This window comes from Ruegeria sp. CDSA241 (assembly GCF_059611265.1).
The window spans coordinates 1-1,383 of sequence record NZ_JBXWPF010000041.1; the positions used below are offsets into that span (position 1 = coordinate 1).

General features: G+C 58.4%; 1 protein-coding gene. It reads left to right on the plus strand.

Annotation, left to right across the window (positions count from 1 at the left end; genetic code table 11):
* Positions 1-1,176 (plus strand): elongation factor Tu (gene tuf / locus AC2FJV_RS20140; protein ID WP_142640426.1); only part of this gene is annotated, 1,176 nt, incomplete at its 5' end.
* Between the last annotated feature and the right edge of the window lie 207 nt (positions 1,177-1,383).

Here is a 1,383-nt window from a genome sequence, read left to right on the forward strand (position 1 = left end):
ATGGCAAAGGAAAAGTTTGAGCGTAATAAGCCGCACGTCAACATCGGCACGATTGGCCACGTTGACCACGGCAAGACGACGCTGACCGCAGCAATCACCAAGTATTTCGGTGACTTCAAAGCGTATGACCAGATTGACGGCGCGCCTGAAGAAAAAGCACGTGGCATCACCATCTCGACGGCCCACGTGGAATACGAGACCGATGCGCGTCACTACGCCCACGTTGACTGCCCCGGCCACGCCGACTACGTCAAGAACATGATCACTGGTGCGGCGCAAATGGACGGCGCGATCCTGGTTGTGAACGCGGCTGACGGCCCGATGCCTCAGACCCGCGAGCACATTCTGCTGGGCCGCCAGGTTGGCATCCCGACCATGGTCGTGTTCATGAACAAAGTTGACCAGGTTGACGACGAAGAGCTGCTGGAGCTGGTTGAAATGGAAATCCGCGAGCTGCTGAGCTCGTATGATTACCCTGGCGACGACATTCCGATCATTGCCGGTTCGGCACTGGCCGCGATGGAAGGCAACAACCCGGAAATCGGCGAAGAATCGATCCGCAAGCTGATGGCTGCCGTGGACGAGTACATCCCGACGCCTGAGCGTGCTGTTGACCAGCCGTTCCTGATGCCGGTCGAAGACGTGTTCTCGATCTCGGGCCGTGGTACAGTTGTGACCGGTCGTGTTGAGCGTGGCGTGATCAATGTTGGCGACGAGATCGAAATCGTCGGCATCCGCGACACCAAGAAAACCACCTGTACCGGTGTTGAAATGTTCCGCAAGCTGCTGGATCGCGGCGAAGCGGGCGACAACATCGGCGCGCTGCTGCGTGGTATCGACCGTGAAGGTGTTGAGCGTGGCCAGGTTCTGTGTAAGCCGGGTTCGGTTACACCGCACACCAAGTTCGAAGCCGAAGCCTATATCCTGACCAAGGAAGAGGGTGGCCGTCACACGCCGTTCTTCGCGAACTACCGTCCGCAGTTCTACTTCCGTACAACTGACGTGACCGGCACCGTGACCCTGGCAGCTGGCACCGAGATGGTTATGCCCGGCGACAACGTGTCGTTCGAGGTTGAGCTGATCGCACCGATCGCGATGGAAAACGGCCTGCGTTTCGCCATCCGCGAAGGCGGCCGCACCGTCGGCGCCGGCGTTGTGTCGAAGATCGTCGAGTAATTCGCGCAAGCGAATGATCAAATGGAAAGGGCGCCCATTCGGCGCCCTTTCTCGTTTGATCTCGACAAGCCCGCGACGCACCCATGTCGTACACCAATGAGTGTTGAGTGATCGGAGGCGGTGATGAGATCGTTCGTCGAATAGTCTCAGACCTAACCGTCGAAACAAAAAAGCCCGCCCCAAACGGGGGCGGGCTTTTTCTGTTTG